At 47.4% G+C, this 20,936-nt stretch carries 15 protein-coding genes and 1 pseudogene; 7 read left to right on the top strand and 9 right to left on the bottom strand.

The annotated features are described in order from the left end of the window. Positions 1-128: 128 nt before the first annotated feature. From arsC to AAZR23_RS20125, 7 genes and pseudogenes are all read right to left on the bottom strand, one after another. Positions 129-551: an arsenate reductase (glutaredoxin) gene (arsC, locus tag AAZR23_RS20095; RefSeq protein ID WP_434694465.1), complete on the bottom strand. Its 423-nt coding sequence runs from the start codon at positions 549-551 to the stop codon at positions 129-131. A 10-nt stretch (positions 552-561) separates the two neighbouring features. Then, positions 562-1,851, bottom strand: coding sequence for an arsenic transporter (locus tag AAZR23_RS20100; protein WP_434694466.1), 1,290 nt, complete (start codon positions 1,849-1,851; stop codon positions 562-564). 50 nt (positions 1,852-1,901) lie between these two features. Beyond that, positions 1,902-3,653, bottom strand: coding sequence for an arsenical pump-driving ATPase (gene arsA, locus AAZR23_RS20105; protein WP_434694467.1), 1,752 nt, complete (start codon positions 3,651-3,653; stop codon positions 1,902-1,904). A gap of 10 nt (positions 3,654-3,663) precedes the next feature. Continuing rightward, positions 3,664-4,029: an arsenite efflux transporter metallochaperone ArsD gene (gene arsD / locus AAZR23_RS20110; protein ID WP_434694468.1), complete on the bottom strand. Its 366-nt coding sequence runs from the start codon at positions 4,027-4,029 to the stop codon at positions 3,664-3,666. Positions 4,030-4,075: 46 nt separating this feature from the next. Next, a complete protein-coding gene (locus AAZR23_RS20115; RefSeq protein WP_434694469.1) occupies positions 4,076-4,411 on the bottom strand; it encodes a metalloregulator ArsR/SmtB family transcription factor in 336 nt (111 codons plus the stop codon). Between the two features lie 189 nt (positions 4,412-4,600). Further along, entirely contained in the window at positions 4,601-5,428 is an 828-nt protein-coding gene (locus AAZR23_RS20120) for a universal stress protein (protein WP_434694470.1), read from the bottom strand. Between the two features lie 18 nt (positions 5,429-5,446). After that, a pseudogene (locus AAZR23_RS20125) lies at positions 5,447-6,926 on the bottom strand (SulP family inorganic anion transporter). 845 nt (positions 6,927-7,771) lie between these two features. Here AAZR23_RS20125 and AAZR23_RS20130 point away from each other — a divergent pair. Beyond that, positions 7,772-9,769: a BCCT family transporter gene (locus tag AAZR23_RS20130; RefSeq protein ID WP_434694471.1), complete on the top strand. Its 1,998-nt coding sequence runs from the start codon at positions 7,772-7,774 to the stop codon at positions 9,767-9,769. Positions 9,770-10,913: 1,144 nt separating this feature from the next. Here the strand turns inward: AAZR23_RS20130 and AAZR23_RS20135 are convergent. Continuing rightward, on the bottom strand, positions 10,914-11,561 hold the full coding sequence (locus tag AAZR23_RS20135) for a hypothetical protein (RefSeq protein WP_434694472.1): 648 nt from the start codon (positions 11,559-11,561) through the stop codon (positions 10,914-10,916). Between the two features lie 374 nt (positions 11,562-11,935). On the opposite strand from AAZR23_RS20135, the gene AAZR23_RS20140 reads away from it, so the two are divergent. From AAZR23_RS20140 to AAZR23_RS20160, 5 genes are all read left to right on the top strand, one after another. Next, on the top strand, positions 11,936-13,144 hold the full coding sequence (locus AAZR23_RS20140; protein ID WP_094484736.1) for an MFS transporter: 1,209 nt from the start codon (positions 11,936-11,938) through the stop codon (positions 13,142-13,144). A 166-nt stretch (positions 13,145-13,310) separates the two neighbouring features. Beyond that, positions 13,311-13,799 carry an isochorismatase family protein gene (locus AAZR23_RS20145; RefSeq protein ID WP_094484735.1) on the top strand — a complete coding sequence of 163 codons (489 nt, stop codon included), beginning with the start codon at positions 13,311-13,313 and terminating at the stop codon, positions 13,797-13,799. A gap of 156 nt (positions 13,800-13,955) precedes the next feature. Then, complete coding sequence (locus AAZR23_RS20150) at positions 13,956-14,888, top strand: lysine exporter LysO family protein (protein WP_112290172.1); 933 nt, start codon at positions 13,956-13,958, stop codon at positions 14,886-14,888. A 191-nt stretch (positions 14,889-15,079) separates the two neighbouring features. Beyond that, positions 15,080-15,859: an MBL fold metallo-hydrolase gene (locus AAZR23_RS20155; RefSeq protein ID WP_434694473.1), complete on the top strand. Its 780-nt coding sequence runs from the start codon at positions 15,080-15,082 to the stop codon at positions 15,857-15,859. A gap of 128 nt (positions 15,860-15,987) precedes the next feature. Continuing rightward, a complete protein-coding gene (locus tag AAZR23_RS20160) occupies positions 15,988-16,962 on the top strand; it encodes a GlxA family transcriptional regulator (RefSeq protein ID WP_434694474.1) in 975 nt (324 codons plus the stop codon). A gap of 104 nt (positions 16,963-17,066) precedes the next feature. Here AAZR23_RS20160 and AAZR23_RS20165 read toward each other — a convergent pair whose 3' ends face one another. Then, entirely contained in the window at positions 17,067-17,627 is a 561-nt protein-coding gene (locus AAZR23_RS20165; protein ID WP_119675322.1) for a recombinase family protein, read from the bottom strand. A 159-nt stretch (positions 17,628-17,786) separates the two neighbouring features. Here AAZR23_RS20165 and AAZR23_RS20170 point away from each other — a divergent pair, with 159 nt between their 5' ends. After that, positions 17,787-20,795 carry a Tn3 family transposase gene (locus AAZR23_RS20170; RefSeq protein WP_434694475.1) on the top strand — a complete coding sequence of 1,003 codons (3,009 nt, stop codon included), beginning with the start codon at positions 17,787-17,789 and terminating at the stop codon, positions 20,793-20,795. The last annotated feature ends 141 nt before the right edge of the window (positions 20,796-20,936 follow it).

The following is a 20,936-nucleotide window of genomic DNA, read 5'->3' on the forward strand; positions in this document are numbered from 1 at the left end:
GTTAACATTTAACAATAACAATAACAATAACAATAACAATAACATATAATCTACTAAATATTTTAATAAAAAAGGGAAAATGTCACTTTTTAGTGGGATACCCACAAGGTATCCCACTGGTTTTACTCTTAAATTTTATTTTCAAACTTGTCTGTGACAGCTTCTCCATCTTCTTTGATGAAAATCCCTTTCTGACGGTCTGGGAGTATCTCAAGCACAACCTCAGATGGGCGGCACAATCTTACCCCTAAAGGCGTTACTACTATAGGTCGATTTATCAAAATAGGATATTCGAGCATATAGTTTATTAATTGCTCATCAGTATATGAATATTCTTCTAAGCCCATTTTCTCATAGGGTTCGACATTTTTACGCAGCAGATCTCTTACTGTAATTCCCATCGCTGCAATAAGACCCGTCAAAATAGCTCTGCTTGGTGGAGTATCCAGATAATAGATAATATCAGGTTCACTACCACTATTGCGGATCATCGCCAGCGTATTCCGGGATGTTCCGCAATCCGGATTATGATAAATCGTTATATTGATCATGTAGTCACCATTAATTGAGATACGAAAGCCTTATGACTAAAGTGATTAGAGTAATGGTTAAGACCGGAACAGTCATAATAATGCCTGTTTTAAAGTAATACCCCCATGTGACAGTCATATTTTTCTGAGATAAGACATGAAGCCATAATAATGTTGCAAGGCTTCCGATAGGCGTAATTTTCGGACCTAAATCTGCACCGATAACATTGGCATAGACCATGGTTTCCTGAATAAGACCGGTTGCACTGCTACCATCAATCGATAATGCCCCGACAAGGACGGTCGGCATGTTATTCATAACAGAAGATAAAAAAGCAATGATATAGCCTGTTCCCAGTGTTGCTGCCCATATTCCCTTATCAGCGAGGTAATTAAGTATTTCTGACAGGTAATTTGTGAGTCCGGCATTTCTCAGACCATAGACGACAAGATACATACCCAGCGAAAAAATAACAATCTGCCACGGAGCACCACGTAACACTTTCCGTGTATTAATTATTTTGCCATGTGACGCAACAAGCCATAAAACAGATGCACCCACTGCCGCAATAGCACTGACCGGAATACCCAGCGGTTCGAGAACAAAGAAACCAATGAGCAGTAAAATCAGGACAAACCATCCCGCCTTAAATGTTTTCAGATCTTTGATAGCCGATGCCGGAATAACCAGTTTTGACGTATCGTAGTACTTTGGAATATCCCGCCGGAAAAACCAGTGCAGCATAGCAAGCGTTGCAATAATAGCTGCAATATCTACCGGCACCATGACAGAAGCATATTCTGTAAACCCGATCTTAAAGAAGTCAGCAGAAACAATATTCACCAGGTTTGAGACTATCAGCGGTAAACTGGCCGTATCGGCAATAAATCCGGCTGCCATAACAAAAGCCAGTGTAGTCCCTTTACTGAATCCCAGCGCCAGTAACATAGCAATAACGATGGGTGTTAATATTAATGCCGCCCCGTCATTGGCGAATAAGGCCGCAACACTTGCACCGAGCAGGATAATATAACTGAATAATAGTTTCCCTTTTCCGCCCCCCCATTTTGCTACGTGGAGTGCAGCCCATTCAAAAAAACCACTCTCATCCAGAATGAGACTGATGATAATAACAGCAACAAAAGTACCCGTTGCATTCCAGACGATATCCCAGACAACAGGGATATCCTGAACAGTAATAATGCCGGTTAATAATGCAGCCAACGCACCCAGGGCCGCGCTCCAGCCTATACTCAGCCCTTTGGGCTGCCAGATAACAAAGGTAATGGTCAGAACAAATATTAATGCAGCAACAAGCATAGCAACCTCTTTCAGAAGGTGCAGGAAGCTCCTTCTGTCAATGATAAAACTCAGTCAGCCAACCGGCTCAGTGCCACGGTACCAACAGGCTCGTTTTCAAGCAGCGGTACGATTGCTGCTCGTTTTGCCAGTGATGATGTCACTTTTTCGATCTGCGGAATTTCATGCTCTGCTCTGGAAAGTAATAACGGAGATGTTGTTTCAGTGACAGAAAGGCTGTTATTGATGACCCAGGCCCACGGATGAATACCAGCTCTCATAAGATCATTCTGTAAGTTTTCGGCTTCAAGTACCGGAGTTGTTTCTGCCAGGGTCGTAATGATGACCTTGGTTCTTTCCGGATCCTGCAGTTGCATCATAGGTGTCAGGAAATGGCCTTTTTCGCCCATTTTTTTTGCGATTTCTTTGTGATAGGCACCGGTAGCATCGAGCAGAAGCAGAGTATGCCCGGTTGGTGCTGTATCCATAATAACAAAACGATTCCCGGCTTCACGGATGATGCGTGAGAATGCCTGGAATACAGCAATTTCCTCTGTACACGGAGAACGCAAATCTTCCTCAAGCAATGCCCGGCCTTCCGTATCCAGAGATTTTCCTTTTGTCTCCAGTACATAGTTGCGGTAGCGTTCGGTTTCTGCAACAGGGTCAATCCTGCTGACCTGCAGATTAGGCAGGCTCCCGTTTAATGTATTTTCCAGGTGTGCAGCCGGGTCTGAGGTAGTCAGATGAACATCAGCACCCTGTTCTGCGAGTTTTACTGCAATTGACGCGGCAATCGTGGTTTTACCGACACCGCCTTTACCCATCAGCATCACCAGTCCGTGCTTATGCACTGCAATCTCGTCAACAAGAGACGATAGTGGCTGCAATGACAGGTCAGGCTTAGTATTGTGAATAGCCGGCAATGTTTGTTCTTTGTCAGATAATAATTCTTTTAGTGCCTCGATCCCGACCATATTACGGACACGTAGCATCAGCGTGTCTGTCGGCAGGTTGCGGAGTATATCCGGCATATTCTGTATTGCAGCCCGTTCACGACTGCAAATTGCCTGAGATAATGAATCTCCGGCAGTAACCGCAGACTCAGGGAATACACCATTAATTATCAGCTGCTGATTTTTTACACCTAATGCTGAAAGCTCATCATAAGTACGGGCAACTTCACGCAATGCGGCTGACTGAGGGCGGGCAACCAGCATTACGCGGGTTAATTGTTTATTGCTCAGTGCGTCAACTGCCATGCTGTATTGTTCACGTTGCTTTTCAAGTCCGGAGATCGGGCCGAGACAGGAAGCACCATCCGGATTATCACTGATGAAATCACTCCAGGCACCCGGTAACTGTAACAACCGGATAGTATGGCCGGTCGGTGCTGTATCAAAAATAATGTGGTCAAACTGATTTGTGATTTTTGCATCTGTCAGTAAGCCGGTAAATTCATCAAATGCAGCAATTTCGGTTGTACAGGCACCGGATAGTTGCTCGGTGATACTCTGAATTACGGCTGCCGGTAAACTGTCTTTTATCGGGTCTATGATTTTTTTCCGGTATTCTTCCGCAGCGGCCTGCGGGTCTATCTCGATAGCGGACAGATTAGGTACGGCGGAAATCGGTGTAATCGTATTACCAATAGTTTGTGAAAATACCTGTCCGACATTGGACGCCGGATCGGTACTGACCAACAGAACTTTTTTTCCGCTCTCTGCCAGCTTAATCGCAGTTGCGCATGAAATTGATGTTTTGCCCACACCACCTTTACCGGTAAAAAATAAGTAACCGGGCGCGTTATCCAGAAATTTCATTTTTGTCTCCTCAACAGCATGTCTTATTGTTTCCGCAGCAACCGGCTGACGGAACTGATTTTTCATCAGAAATGCGAATACCAAACCAGCGGGCTAACTCATGCCGTTTCGGGTAACGTCCTGTCAGAACAACCTCGCCATCAAGAAGCAGTAATGGCAGTGCATCTGCGCCGGCAGTTTCGAGAAAGACCTTAGCCTTTGCGTTATTGACAAATTCCATCGGTTCTTGCCCGAGATTAAAGCGACGGACATTAGCACCCTGTTTTTTCAGCCAATCAGCATCGGTGGCAAAGTCCACTAACGCCTGGTCGACATCTGTGCCACAGACACCGGTGCTGCAACATAATGCAGGGTCAAACACTTCCAGTTTTTTCATAAATACACCTTATATATGTTTAATCGCATATATTTAGTTAAAATAATTATACGGAACTCAACTCTGACAGGGTTTTATCTGTTATTGATGTCAGAAGTTGTGACACTCTGTTTTTCTCTGTAACGTAAACAGCATCAATGATATTTTTTGTCCAGGGTAACAAAGCGGGTGACAGCCTGTAATGAACCCATTTACCGTGCTTTGAATCGAGCAATAATCCGGCTTCTCTTAGCATTGCAAGGTGCCGGGATGTCTTTGGCTGGGACAGATTTAACGCAGTATAGATATCACAGACACACAGCTCGCCGGATGCTTTAAGAAGCAATACAATATCCAGTCTCGTCTGGTCGCCTAACATTTTGAATAGTTGTAAAGGTTCCATAGGTTTTCCTGTATTGTTTGTAAACTACACCACACTATCATATTCGTCAAATCACATGTATTAGTCATCCGTAAACAGATAAAATTGGTATATCCTTTGATAAAAGAAAAAATATTGTTTGTAGGGGCCAACTAAAAACGGCTAACGCACCTCCTGAAGAAAGGCGAGCGTACTCGCCCCTTTTTAGTACTAACGGAGGATCAGAAGTGGTTGTTGCGCCTTTTGTAACATTTCAGAGGTATGACTACCGATAAAGAACTGCCGCAATCTGGAATGACCATAGGCCCCCATCACTATCAGGTCGACAGTATTTTCCTCTGCGTAACGAATAAGTTCCCCCCCGACTGATTGTCCGGTGAGATGTGTTGTGCTGTTTTCTATACCGGCGTCACATAAAATTTTTTGTGCGGTCAGCAGCTCTTCTTTCTTACCGTTTACCATGACAAGGCGGCACTCCAGCCCCCAGAGTAAGGGGCTCATCGTCATACGCTCCAGGTTTATTCGGCTCTCTTCACTACCATCATAAGTAAACATGACTCTGGAAGGCACTGAGTAGTTCTCCGGAACAACCAGCAGGGGTTTCTTTTGCAGACGAATGACGCTTTCCAGATGAGAGCCTACCTGGTGTTGACTGCCCCGACGCCCCAGCACCATAAGACGAATGTCGTTCAGTTCTGCCAGAGTTTCATCCGGTGTACCGTGTTTTTGCAGCAACACCACATCCGGGATTCCCTGTTTTTGAAGCAGCTGTGCACAACTTTCCAGTATTGCTTTCCCCTGAGCCATCAGCAGGCGATTACGTTGGCCTTCGAGCTCTACCAATTCATCAGTCAGCAATTGCTGACTGTCTATGCCGAGGATGCCGGTCAGGTCTGACACCACCGGAATGCTGTCTTTTTCGATAACATGCAACAGCGCGAGCTGTGAGTGTAAAGTACGGGCTGCCCACGCAGCATATTCACACACGGCTCGTGTTGAAACCGAACCGTCCACACAGCCTGTAACAGTATTATTCATAGTTTTCCCTCCGGCCTGTTAATGACCAACCATCAGTTTTTCGACTTCTTCAGGTTTATCGTGAACACCAAACCGGTCAACGATCGTGCGAGTGGCTTCATTCATCCCACGGATCTCAACCCCGGTGCCCTCTCTGCGGAACTTAATGACCACTTTATCCAGGGCGCTGACGGACGTGATATCCCAGAAATTAGCATGTGAAACGTCAATCACGACGCTCTCCGTCGCTTCACGGAAATCAAAGTGGCTGATAAAACGGTCTGCTGATGCAAAAAATATCTGCCCGGTAACGGTATACGTCCGGCCGCCCCCCCCCGAGAACTGAGGTTATACGCATAAACCGGGATACTTTAGCGGCAAAGTTGAGCGAGGCTATCAATACACCGATCAGTACACCGAAAGCCAGATTATGTGTTGCCACCACAACAGCGACGGTGGCAAGCATGACCACGCTGGTTGAAAGGGGGTGTGTACGCAGGTTGATAACGGAGCGCCAGGAGAATGTCCCGACGGAAACCATAATCATCACCGCGACCAGCGCTGCCATCGGGATTTGGGATACCCAGTCGCGCAGAAACATAATCATGCAAAGCAGTACCACGCCCGCCGTGAGGGTTGAAAGTCGTCCGCGACCGCCGGATTTTACATTGATAACAGATTGTCCAATCATCGCGCAACCTGCCATTCCTCCGATAAAGGATGTGCAGATATTCGCAATCCCCTGAGCTTTGCACTCCCGGTTTTTGTCGCTTGGTGTATTGGTCATGTCATCCACGATAGTGGCGGTCATCATCGACTCAAGCAGGCCAACAACGGCAAGTCCCGCAGAATATGGCAGAATAATGAGCAGTGTCTGGAGATTTAAAGGCACGTCAGGGAGCAGGAAGACCGGCAGACTGTCGGGAAGTTTCCCCATATCGCCGACTGTTCGCACATCCAGATGCAGCCACATGGCAATGCCGGTCAGCACCACGATGCACACAAGCGGTGAAGGAATGGTTTTGTTAATATACGGGAAAAGATAGATGATCCCAAGCCCTGCTGCAGTCATGGCATATACATGCCAGGTCACGTTGGTCAACTCAGGTAACTGGGCCATAAAAATCAGTATTGCCAGCGCATTAACGAATCCTGTGACCACACAGCGTGAAACAAAACGCATCAGCCCTCCAAGCTTCAGATATCCGGCTATCAACTGGAATACCCCGGTAAGTATGGAAGCGGCCAGTAAATACTCCAGACCATGATCTTTGACCAGCATCACCATCAGCAGCGCCATTGCCCCGGTGGATGACGAAATCATCGCCGGACGTCCGCCAAAGAAGGCCATAACGAGAGGGATACAGAACGCCGAGTAGAGTCCCACCTGGGGATCGACACCTGCGATAATGGAAAAAGCGATCGCTTCTGGAATGAGTGCGAGCGCAACGACAATACCGGCCAGAACGTCACCACGGACATTACCCAGCCAGTCCTTACGCGTCGAGGACAGCAACATAATAATTTCTCAGTTTTTAGATATAGTCAGCCCCTGAGGGCAACATTTTTATGTACAGAAAACACATCCACAGACGGGATGTCATTGAGTAGATACTGAAACTTTTTCAGTACGGTGAGAGATGGAAAAACTCAGGGTGGCGTAATACGCATGATTGTCAGGTCAATCCTCGAAAAAGGTACTCAACTCTTAATGAGCAGGATAAGCCAGCTTAATTCTGACCACTTGCTCTGTGCATGATACATACAGAACGTGCATTACTATAAACGAAAATACAGCAGGATCAATGTCAACGTCTGAATGAAACAATAGTGCAAACGAATATTGCTGGCTGTGTCCAATCCAGTCACATGAATCTCTCAGCAAAGAATGTATCTGTTCACAAACAGATACATTTCCTGACTAAAAATCGAAGTTAATACACCATGCGGACTATAACATTACATCAGGATTAGTTGTATACTGAAAACAAAACGTATGCGACGCCATATCTTAGATATACATTCATAATATATTATATGCCAACAATGCCGAAATAAATCTGGTAAATTATCACCGGTATCTGCTACATGCTTATCTTTTGACAGGGCAGAGACTGCCACCGTTCAAAATCGTGGTAACAATGACTGTACCGGCAGAAAAAACCGGGCATCAGCTGAATTTTTCAGTGTTGCGATCATTTCATTATTCACCGGAGAGAGTACCTTGCATATATCACCGACATCCTTATTTATTTCAGATATATCTTTATTATTTTGCTTAGTGGTTGTGAAAATTTATCGTGTCCTGTTATTATCTGAATATCACCACTTTTAATATCCTTAAATTTCAAACAGGGCTATTGTATGTCATCATTATCTGCCAATAAGTCTGACAGGAAGACTTTAAACCCTCCGGTTTTTTTTATATCCGCAGTGATTATTTTATCTGTTGTAGCTGTTGCAGCGATTTTTCCAGACCATTCAGAAATAATGCTGAAAGCTCTGCAGTCTGAGTTGTTTGAAAATGCCAGCTGGTTTTATATTCTTGCGGTAGCATTAATTTTACTGACTGTTGCCTATCTGGGCTTATCCAGATTCGGGCAGATTAAACTCGGACCAGATCACTCTCAGCCTCAGTTCAGCTATATTTCCTGGTTTGCCATGCTGTTTTCAGCGGGAATGGGGATCGGCCTGATGTTTTTTGGGGTTGCCGAGCCCGTAATGCACTATCTTAACCCCCCAGCAGGTGATCCGCAGACGGTTCAGGCTGCCAGAGAAGCGATGGGAATTACCTTTTTTCACTGGGGATTACATGCCTGGGCTATTTATGCCATTGTGGCACTAATCCTTGCTTTTTTCAGTTATCGTCACGGGTTACCCCTGACGCTGCGTTCAGCTCTTTATCCCATCATTGGTGAGCGTATTTACGGACCGATAGGTCATGCGGTTGATATTTTTGCTGTCGTCGGTACGGTTTTCGGTGTCGCGACCTCATTAGGCTTCGGTGTTTTACAGGTTAATGCCGGTTTATCCCATCTTTTTGGTTTACCAGTCAGTCCTGCCATGCAGGTAACGCTGATTATTGTAATTACCGGACTGGCAACATTATCGGTAGTCAGCGGTCTGGATAAAGGTATTCGTTTATTGTCCGAGTTAAATCTGGGTCTGGCCGGAGTATTACTTTTACTGGTCGGGATCTTAGGCCCTACGGTTTTATTACTGAAATCTTTTGTGCAAAATACCGGTGCCTACCTTTCGGATATCGTCAATAAAACCTTTAATCTTTATGCGTATGAACCACAATCATCCGAATGGTTAGGAGGCTGGACATTACTGTACTGGGGATGGTGGTTGTCCTGGTCTCCGTTTGTCGGTATGTTTATCGCCCGTATCTCCCGCGGACGTACAATCCGCGAATTTGTCACTGGTGTATTGTTTGTCCCGGCAGGATTTACTCTGCTCTGGATGACATTTTTTGGTAACAGCGCGATATTTTTTATACGTGATAAAGGCGCTGAATTACTGGCTCAGGTTGTGCAGCAAGATGTCGCATTAGCACTTTTCGAATTTTTAAATTACTTTCCTTTTTCATCAGTACTCTCATTTATTGCCATGCTGATGGTGATTGTATTTTTTGTGACATCAGCAGATTCCGGAGCCATGGTAGTCGATATTTTAGCATCCGGAGGACAAACTCACACACCAGTTTGGCAGCGTATTTTTTGGGCCTTTCTGATGGGAGCTGTTGCGATTACCTTATTACTGGCAGGTGGTTTAACAGCACTTCAGACCATGACTATTGCGACAGCATTACCATTTGCGGTCGTTTTACTTGTGGCTATTGTCGGATTACTGAAAGCTTTACGGATTGATGTGTACAAAAAAGACAGTCAGCAGTTGGCGACACTGGCGCCCAATGCAGGACGTGGAGGAATATCATGGCAAAGACGACTACGTAAAATTGCATACTTTCCTAAACGTAATCAGGTAAAACGCTTTATGAGTGAGGTCATCGAGCCGGGTATGCAGTCAGTGATTGCTGAACTTGAAAAACAAGGTATAGCTGCCCACATTGATACCGATAAAGAAGACCGTATTATATTAGATGTTGACTTCGCAGATAATCTTCACTTTATTTATGAAGTCAGATTACGGGGATACTTTACCCCATCTTTTGCACTGACAGGGATTGATGATGACGAAAATAATGAGTCTCAAAAATATTATCGTGCTGAAGTTTATTTAAAAGAAGGCGGTCAGGATTACGATATTATGGGATGGAGTGAAGCTCAGATTATTCACGATATCCTGGATCAGTATGAGAAACATATTCATTTTATCCATATTGTTGATAGAGGGTAATCAGTTTTTACGTAAGCTGGGTGGTCATAACGGCCACCTTTTATTAGTTGCTTGTTTATTCGATACAACCTCAGTTTATTTTCTATAATTAAATTATTATAACAAAGACATAAAGAGTATTTTCGATAAGGAGGCAGCAATTCAGTATGCAGGGTCTGAAGCCCAAGCGTACGAAACTGTACACCAAGTGAATTTTTTGAGCAGTCAGGGCGAGTAAAGAAAATGAGTGTTTTATTTACTCTTTTCATTGATGCCAGTATCCATGCAATTTCAGGCACTTCCGACGTTAATAAACTAGGTAATCAAATCAAATCAAATCAAATCAAATCAAATCAAATCAAAGTAAGTCTATTCGACAACATAACAGCTTTATATGATTAAGATCATATAGTTACTTACTTAACGTACGTTTTCGTTCCATTGGCCCTTAAATCCCTACCCTTGTTTTTTCAGCAGATCCGCAAAGTAAATGGTCTTACTTAAATATTAACAGATGGTGAAAGGGCTGTAATGCTACGTTTTTATGCGCGTAAGCGCATGTCAGGCGGCAGAAATTACTGAGAATGTCACAGTGGCCAATGGCCGCCGCAGCCCGGCAGCGCCGGTTACAGGCTGTTATAGTCCGCATACCCCCCCCCGCCCTGCCTGAACAATCAGGCTGTAAAACCACTTTGTTATTTCTTATTCCCGCCTTTGGCCGCAGTTAGCCGGGTTTACCCGGATGTACTGCGCGTTATGCTGCGCTTGTGCGGCATTACGGGGAATATTCACCGGAATCTGAAACCTCACTGCTCTGAGCGGCGGGAACGCAGTTCCCTGTGAGCGAAGGCATTATCTGATGTTTACTGATGGGGTGCGCTTTAAAAACGCGCCCCAATCTCCTTTTTATTAAAAAAGGACGTTTAGTTCAGAAACTAAGAACGAAGTTAACCTGATTCATACCAGCCTGTACGAAGTTAACTGATGTGCTTTCATACCATACGAAATTAACTGACGGTATTATGAACAATCAGAGGACGCGATAGCACCGGCTCTCTCTCCGCCGGTAAAAAAGTACCGCTCCGGGACATAAAAACAGGGCATTTCCGGCAGAAAGCCGGCACGAAATCCGCCGGGGAGGCGGTCAGTTCACACAGAGACGGGATTAATGGTCAGGCAGGTTATCGAGGTAACACTGATACAGCAGCTCACCGTACAGCGCCGGGAACTGCGATTTTATCCGCTGCTCAAACTCACGCACCACCGCCACCGGATTCAGCTGTTTCCAGCGCTCATACAGCCGCCAGGCGTTTCCGGGAGCTTCTTCCTGCGGACGGGACGCTTTCAGCTGCACTTTCTTCTCTTTCAGGGCTTTTTCAAGGTGTTTCCTTTCACTCTCCAGCGCCTCATCATCCCCGGTCACCAGACGGCGCAGTTTTTTCAGCAGGTTTTTCAGTGCGTGCCGGTTATCCAGTGATGCCACATTAGAACGGCTCAGGCGCAGCACATGGCGGGCATACCGTTTCTGGTATTCTTCCCGCAGTCCTTTGCGCTCCATCCAGCGCCGGAAACGCGTGACAATGTCACGCAGTGCCGCCAGGTCAAACCCCAGTCCGGCAAAAAACTCCGGCCGCAGCCAGATGCGCATCGCCTTGTACTGTTTCGCCTCACGGTCAAAGTCACGGTGAATAATAATCAGATTCGCCGCCTCCCAGTCATGCAGCGCGTGCAGCACCGGGTCATAACTTTTACGGCCGTTCTCATACTGATGCAGCTGACCGCACTGCGCGGCCAGGGTTTCGACCGGACACATCACCTCAAACAGCGCCTCACTGTCCGGGTTGTAGTCGGGGTTTGAGGGCCATTGATGTAAAAAACCACGCTAAGAGCTTTCAGATTGCGGATATTTCCCCATATACCCACTTCTTATAAACCCCATTACACATTGACCCAATTCCATTGGTAATTGGCTGGCAGGCTACTCACCCTGCCATGAAAGTGTCCTTATACTGGCATAGTCACAGGTTGCTGGCTCATCTGGATGAATAAAATCACCCGATTGAACTCTATCAGGCCTCATTACTCACTTTGTTATCTGCTCGTTAGGACGCTTTCTCAGACAGTAAGGAAGTCAGAGTCTGACACTCACTATAAGCTGATTTCAGTATCTTCAGGAGCTTCACAATAATGTTAAATATGCATCGGCAAGTCCTGATACTTGCGGGTTCTCAGGCCCTTTTTCAGTCAATATCGGTTCTGATAATGACCATCGGTGGGCTGGCCGGCGCACTATTAACGCCCAGTCTTTCGTTGATCACTGTTCCGCTCTCAATGGCGAGTCTCGGAACGGTGTTAGTCATGTTTCCTGCGTCTTTATGGATGAGCCGGGCAGGTAGAAAAATAGGCTTCATCACCGGCGCTCTGTGTGGAATAGTTGCGGCAGTCATTTCCATGATCGCAATGTTCCATCATTCATTCATTCTGCTATGTCTCGGGATGTTCTTTCTGGGGATCTTTCAGGCTTTTGCGCAGTTTTATCGCTTTGCGGCGGGAGAAGTGGCACTCCCGGCATTTCGTACTAAAGCTATTTCGCTGGTACTGGCCGGCGGCGTTGTGGCAGCCCTGTTAGGACCGTTTCTGGCCAGTCGCGGCAGTGTATTGTTCAGTGTGCCCTATGTAGGCTCATTCCTCTTTATGGGCATACTGGCCTCGCTGGGCCTGTTGTTATTGTCACGTTTGCAGATACCGGTCCAGCCTGGTGAACCTTCCGGGCAAGTGCCGGCAAGGCCGTGGAAAAAAATAGTTTCTCAGCCTGCGTATCTTGTCGCCCTTTTTTCCGGCGCATCCGGATTTGGAATAATGGTTCTGGGCCTGACGGCAACGCCCATTGCAATGAAGCATTACGGTTTTGACTTGTCACAAATCGCCGTCGTGATCCAACTCCACATACTGGGCCGTTTCGTACCGTCGTTTTTCACGGGAAAACTGATCGACCGGTTCGGTGTCATTAACATTAAGCTGACGGGCGTTCTTCTCATGCTTGCCTACATTGCTCTGGCTGTTTCGGGCGTTACGTGGGGGATATTTGCCATTGCATTAGTCCTGATGGGGATAGGGTGGAATTTTCTCTACATCGGCGGAACCAGCCTGCTGGCAACAACTTACACCACGGGAGAAAGGGGGGTTGCACAGGCGGCAAATGACATGAGCGTCTTTATCTTCAGCCTTCTTTGTTCTCTGGGAGCTGGCCCACTGCTCAATGCTTATGGTTGGAAAACCATGCATCTTATTTTGGTGCCCTGGGTGCTTGGCCTTGCGGTACCGCTGCTTTGGCTGGCTTTGTGTAAAAAACGTCACGCTATAACAGGGGATGAGGTCACTTTGCCGTTGCCGTAAGGCGGGATACCTGATCTTATGAAGAAATACACAGGAAAAAATAATTTTTTATTGGCCCGATCCCATCGAAATTTGACTTTACGCCCCCTCACGGGATTGAGTGTTTAGCTGCTAGTTTTTAGGTCACTCGGTGACCCTTTCGACAAATAAATCCCAAGGACTGAACATGAAAAATGCACTGATCGTTATCGATATCCAGAATGATTATTTCCCTGGTGGTTCCTTTCCACTTGAGGCGCCTGAAACAGCCTGTAAAGGTGCAGTTAACGCGATTGAAAAAGCGCGTGAGGAAGGCTGGTTGATCGTCGGTATTCAGCATATCGCAACAGCCGATGCACCATTCTTCAGGCCTGACAGTGAGGGTGCAAAAATTCATCCGGATGTTGTCGCTGCACTGGGAGATGCGCCGGTTATCATTAAGAAAGAGGCAGACAGCTTCTTCGAAACCGGTCTTGAGCAGCTGCTGCGTGACAACGGCATTACTGATATTTATCTTACCGGCATGATGACGCAACACTGTGTCACGCATACGGCACTTTCCCCGCAGGGACTGGGGATGAATATGCACATTATTGCTGAAGGGTGCGCTGCACCAACCAAAGCACTGAGCGACCTTGCCCTGTTCGGACTGAGTGCGCGCTGCAGCGTAAAATAACTCTCTGGTTTGTAAAAATCGCAGGTCTATATATGGGTTGTGTTGTTACCCGATAACACAGCCCTCTCTTTGATAACCCTCCCGGCTTCATCGTGGCTATTTACAGTGTACGACCGCTTATTCATATAAACATCTGCTTAATTTATTAAGGAAAAAATGCTCATCGCCTTATACAGCCTGCTGCCTATTTTCCTGGCCTTTGCGGGCGGACTTAACCTGAAAAAAGTCGTTAAAAATAGTAACCCTTCCTTCTTTGATAAAATTTCAATGCTGTCTCTGTATTTGCTTCTGTTGTTTATGGGGGCCACGGTTGGCGAGATCCCTGATATTAAGGGGCAACTCTCCGTCGCGGGCTTTAATGCTCTGATCATTGCGTCAGGTACATCGGTGGTTACCTTTATTACCCTGGTCGCTGTGGGCAAGCTGAGTGGAGAAAAACGGCTTCTCCGTAATGCTTCACACCTGCAGAACAGTCATTCAGATCTGCTGTCAATTTTTCTTCCCACACTTACTCAGATAATCACGGCGGCGGCCGGCTTTATACTGGGGTTCAGAGGGTTAATGCCCGACCTGGACGCAGACCGCATTATCTCTTTGCTTCTGTATCTGTTGATATTTTCCGTCGCGGTAAAATTATCGTATTCGAATATCAGTATTAAACGCGTGCTGTTAAACAAAGCTAACCTGAGGCTGACGTTGGTCACGATATTATCATCATTTATGGGGGCCGCCCTGGCATCATTGTTTATCAACGTGCCGCTCCATGAGGTTCTTGCGATCGGATCCGGGTTTGGCTGGTATACCCTTTCTGGAACGCTATTCACCAAAATGGGCAATCCTCTGTTAGGAACCGTGGCTTTCTTAAGCGACCTGTTTCGCGGGATATCTGCGCTGATGCTCATTCCGCTGATTTCGCGGTTCGGTTACAGCAACGCCACCATCGCTATATCCGGTTCAACTGCTCTTGATGTGACGCTGCCAGTTATTGAGAAGTACTGCGGCGCGGATTATGTCCCTTTTGCTGTTCTGATGGGCGGGATCACGACGCTGGTTGTTCCCTTTTTGATCCCTTTTTTCTATTACCTTTGAACAGGCCTTTTGGCAGCGGAGAAAGGACAGTAAGAAAACTTAACCATTGCGATTGACCTGATTTCATCGACTTATGACCTGTGGGCATATCACGGCCTATCCCTTCCTGCTCTTATAGTAAAGCCACTCGCAGCCACCCAGCCGAACGCAGTGGCTGAGCCTCAAAATCTGATGAATCCCTGGAGCAACTAATGAAATTAACGCAAATCCGCAATGCCACTCTCGTGCTGCAATATGCCGGTAAAAAATTCCTTATCGACCCAATGCTGGCAGAAAAGGAAGCCTGGGATGGTTTTGCCGGGAGTGCTCGCCCGCACCTGCGTAATCCCATGGTTGTTTTGCCTGTGCCTGTAGAAGATTTACTGGCTGTTGATGCCGTTATCCTGACCCACACTCATACCGATCACTGGGACGAAGCAGCGCAGCAGGCTGTTCCTAAAGACATGCTTATTTATACGCAGGATGAAAAAGATGCGGCGCTGATCCGTTCTCAGGGCTTTTTTAACATCCGGGTACTGAAAGATGAAAATCATTTTGTTGACGGACTGACGATTTATAAAACTGACGGCCAGCACGGCAGTAACGAACTGTACGCCGATGCCCAATTGGGTGATTTACTGGGTGACGCATGCGGTCTGGTATTCATGCATCATGATGAAAAAACGATTTATATCGCCGGTGACACCGTCTGGGTTAAGCCTTATGTAAAAAGCCTTCAGCGCTTCAAGCCAGAGATTGTGGTACTCAATACCGGCTATGCGGTCAACGACCTGTACGGTCCGATCATCATGGGCAAAGAAGATACCTTGCGCACGCTTAAGATGTTGCCAACTGCGACCATCGTGGCGTCTCACATGGAATCAATCAATCATTGCCTCCTTACCCGCGCAGAATTACGCGAGTTCTCACTTGAACACGGTATTGAAGATAAGATTCTTATTCCTGCAGACGGTGAAACAATGGCTTTCTGATAAGCCAATAAGATTGATTCAGGGGAAGAATGTATTCCGACAGGTCACCTGTTATCCTCTGATCAATCGGAATCAGCAATACTGCCGCCGGTGTTCCGGTGGCTATCCTTTACGGTAAGGTTAACGTTATGTCTGCATTGACGGTCGCCGTGATTGCCACGGCCGGATTCAGCCCGTTTCACTTTTCAGTCCCCTGTATTATTTTCGGACAGTCTATGCCGCAGCCGGATTTATTCCGCGTGGAAATTTGTGCTGAAAAACCGGGCGTCGTCCTGTCAGATATTGGCCTGTCAATCAATGTGGAACATGGCCTTGAGTTACTTGACGTCGCAGACATTATTATCGTGCCTTACTGGAATCATCCGGAAGAGCGGCCTTCTCAGGCGTTACTTGATAAGCTGATAAACGCATGGCAGCGCGGCGCAGAAGTGGTGGGGCTTTGCCTGGGAGCTTACGTGCTCGCGTATTCCGGCTTGCTGGATCAGCACCGGGCTGCAACACACTGGGAGTTCGAGCAGGACTTCGTTGAACGATTTCCCGCCGTTCGTCTGGACAGCAACTCGCTGTATACCAGCGATGAACGCCTTATTACCTCTGCCGGCACCGCCGCCGGTATTGACTGCTGTCTTAATATCATCAGGGATCATTACGGTTCAGCGGTTGCAAACCGGGTAGCAAGAAGAATGGTGGTTCCTCCTTACCGGGAAGGCGGTCAGGCACAGTTTATTGAACGCCCGGTCCCTGTATCTACGCGGGACGGAAAAATGAACGAGCTGATGGACTACCTGCGTCGCAATCTGGACAAGCCGCACGACCTCGACTCGCTGGCGGGGTTTGCCAGCATGAGCAGGCGGACACTTACCCGTCATTTTTTTAAGGCAACCGGGACAACGCTGGGTGACTGGCTAAACGCTGAGCGTCTTCAGAGAAGCCAGGAGTTACTGGAAACTACGGACAGCAGTATTGAAAGCGTGTCTAACATGGCCGGGTTTCAGTCGCCAATCTCTTTCCGCCAGAGTTTTAAGGCGAAATTCAGCGTCAGCCCAAGCGAATGGCGCCGGGCATTTCGCGGTCCTGTACCTGTTGATCACGAAAAGGCCTGAGCGGAAGCTAAGAAATCAGAATAGTTTTAAAAAACTGGCAACCTGATACCGGAATGAAAATTTGTTCCTGAAATGAGTGAACTTGCTCATTCTTTAGCGTCGATTTAAAAAGGATTTAGTGCTACTTTTTTCAAACGATAATAGGTTGCCCGCGAAATCCCCGTTTTGTTCATCACGGCTTCAGCCGTCATTTTTTGATGTATAAATTGCAGGGCAATCACAGATTTGCTATGGGGTTTTCGCCCGAATTTAACACCAGCAGCCATAGCTATCACCCGGCCATCATTGGTACGCTCAAGAATGCGTTCCCGTTCTGCCTCAGCCACGGCGGCCAGAATCTGTATCACCATTTTTCCCATAGTTCCTTCGGTACTGAGGCCGTTTTCCAGAAAACGTATGGCGATCCCCTTTTTATAGCAGGCATCCACAATGTGGATCATATCAGCGGTATTACGGCCCATACGATCCATTTTGGTACACAGGATGACGTCATCCTTTTCTGCCCGTGCCAGCAGCCGCTGCAACCCTTCCCGTGCGTCTGTGGCTCCCGACATCATGTCAGTAAAAATTCGATCGTCCCTGACCCCGGCAGATTTCAGCTCAGAAATTTGCATCGTCAGTTTCTGATGGCTGGTTGATACTCTCGCATATCCCAGTAATGCCATATTGGTCTCATAAATCGATATTGATACTGCGTAGTATCATAAAGCATAAAATACGATTTTTGATACTCATGTTTATACCCATTTAGCTAGGTCTCAAAACTTATAATATCTGAGACTGTCAAAAATAGAGCAGATCGCCAGTTTACGAAAGGATGCGCAATGAGTGACGATTTTCTGACCAGAGAACAGACAGAAAACTACGGTCGCTATGTGGCAGAGCCAAATGAGGTTCAACTGGCCCGATATTTTCATCTGGATGAGCGTGACCTTGCTTTTATTAATCAGCGACGGGGAAAACATAACCGTCTTGGGATTGCACTTCAACTGACTACGGCGCGCTTCCTGGGAACGTTTCTTCCTGATCCCCTTCAAATACCCTCATTCATCCGTTTTTACATTGCGGCACAGTTGAACATCAGCCGACCAGAGATCCTTTCCCGATATGCTGAAAGAAAAAATACCCGCTGGGAGCATCAGGGGCTTATCAAGCTCTATTATGATTATCATGATTTTGGTGATTTCCCCTGGACATTCAGACTGAAGCGTTTGCTCTATACTCGCGCCTGGCTCAGCAATGAGCGCCCAGGTCTGCTGTTTGATTTTGCTACCGCATGGTTGCTGCAAAATAAGATCCTGTTACCCGCAGCCTCGACTCTGACAAGGTTGATTGGCGAAGTACGTGAACGGGCAAGTCGACGATTGTGGCGAAGGCTGGCTTTGTTGCCTGACAGCTGGCAGAAAGCGCAACTGGACGGTTTACTTGAAATACCTGAAGGGCAGCGTATATCGGTTCTGGAGGAGATACGAAAAGGTCCTGTCACTATCAGTGGACCGTCATTTACTGACGCCCTGGAGCGATATACCCGACTGCGTAGCATGGAGTTTTCCCGGCTGAATTTTTCCGGTCTGCCTGCCATCCAGCTGCGGAATTTGGCCCGTTATGCCGGAATGGCTTCGGTGAAATATATTTCAAGAATGCCTGAGGAACGGCGACTGGCCGTGCTTACTGCGTTTGTGAAAGCGCAGGAAATTTCGGCGCTTGACGAGGCCGTGGATGTGCTGGATATGCTTATTCTGGATATCACTCGTTCTGCGAAAAACATTGGGCAGAAAAAGCGGCTCAGGACCCTGAAAGATCTTGATCGTGCCGCGCTATTGCTGGCACGGGCATGCTCGTTATTACTTGATGAGAACACCGATGAAGCAGCTCTGCGGCAGGCTATTTTTCGCCGCATACCAAAGGACAAACTGGCTGAATCCGTCGGTAAGGTAAATGAGCTGGCGCGCCCGCAGGATACTCACTTTCAGGATGAAATGGTGGAACAATATGGACGGGTGAAGCGCTTTCTGTCCGCGATGTTGCGTGACTTACACTTTCAGGCTGCCCCGGCCGGGGAGCACACGTTGTCAGCAATCCATTATCTGGCCGAACTGAGTGGCTCAAAAAAGCGAATTCTCGACGATGCACCAGAGCACATCATTTCCAGTCCCTGGAAACGACTGGTATACGACAGAGATGGCAGGATTCTACGCGCTGGTTACTCGTTGTGCCTTCTCGAGCGTCTTCAGGACTCTTTGCGCCGTCGTGATCTCTGGCTGGAGAACAGTGACCGATGGGGTGACCCGCGTCAAAAATTGCTTCAGGGAGCTGAATGGCACGCACAACGGATCCCGGTATGTCGGGCGCTGGGTCATCCATCAGACGGAACTAAAGCAGCAGAGCAACTGGCTACGCGGCTTGATGACACTTGGAAATCAGTGGCTTCACGTTTTGCCTGCAACGCGGCAGTCAGCATAAGCAATGAAGGTAAGCATCCCTCACTGACGATCAGTAGTCTGGATAAGCTGGATGAGCCACCGGCACTGATACAATTGAATCGTCGGGTAAGAGAACTGATCCCACCCGTTGATCTGACTGAGCTGTTACTTGAAATAGATGCCCGAACCGGTTTTACCCGCGATTTCAGCCACGTCAGTGAATCAGGTGCACGGGCGCAGGATCTCCAGGTCAGTCTGTGCGCAACACTGCTGGCGGAAGCCTGCAATATAGGGCATGAACCTCTGATAAAGCATAATATTCCCGCGCTTACTCGCCATCGTCTGAGCTGGGTTAAACAAAATTATCTCAGGGCAGAAACGCTGGTTAGCGCTAATGCACGGCTGGTTGATTTTCAGTCCACGCTTCCGCTCGCGGGGTTCTGGGGAGGTGGGGAGGTTGCCTCCGCAGATGGTATGCGTTTTGTCACACCGGTTAAAACGGTTAATTCCGGACCAAATCGTAAATACTTTGGTTCAGGACGCGGTATCACCTGGTACAACTTCGTCTCAGATCAGTACTCCGGTTTCCATGGCATTGTCGTTCCCGGTACGCTTCGTGATTCCATCTTTGTACTGGAAGGGCTTCTGGAGCAGCAGACCGGGCTGAATCCGGTAGAAATTATGACGGACACGGCAGGATCCAGCGATATCATTTTTGGCCTGTTCTGGTTACTGGGCTACCAGTTTTCCCCTCGTCTGGCCGATGCAGGTGGGGCGATATTCTGGCGGGCAGATAAAATGGCCCATTATGGTGCCCTGAATGAGCTGGCCCGGGGATGTGTTGAACTTTCAAAAATAGAATCCCAATGGGATGAAATGATGCGAATGGCGGGTTCACTGAAGCTTGGGACCATCCATGCATCAGAGCTTATTCGTTCACTGTTGAGAAGTAGCCGACCATCTGGTCTGGCTCAGGCGATTATGGAAGTGGGCCGGGTCAACAAGACTTTGTATCTTCTCAACTATATCGATGATGAGGATTACCGGCGTCGGATACTCACTCAGCTCAACCGGGGAGAAGGACGCCATGCAGTGGCTCGAGCCATTTGCTACGGACAACGTGGTGAGATTAGAAAACGCTACCGTGAAGGTCAGGAAGATCAACTGGGTGCTCTGGGCCTGGTGACCAATGCGGTTGTGCTGTGGAATACACTTTACATGCAGGAGGCGTTGTCACATCTTCGCAAATCGGGGGAAGCGCCTGAGGAGGAGCACCTGGCAAGATTATCGCCGCTGATACATGGCCATATAAATATGCTGGGGCATTATACGTTTTCGTTACCAGAAGATATTTTGAAGGGCGAGTTAAGGCCGTTAAATTTCAATACAAACAATGGATTAACCTCTTAGCGTGGTTTTTTACATCATTGGACCTCGAACCCCGATACGGAGGAGAAATGAAACACAGGAGAGAATGACGGCCGGGTCACCCGGACGTACTGCCCCTTACACTGCGGGGGCGAAATTCTTTTGAACTGGTAGTTTGGCTGT

Origin of the sequence: Morganella sp. Je.2.23 (assembly GCF_051129855.1) — a bacterium.
In the GTDB taxonomy this organism is placed as follows: Bacteria; Pseudomonadota; Gammaproteobacteria; order Enterobacterales; family Enterobacteriaceae; genus Morganella; species Morganella sibonii.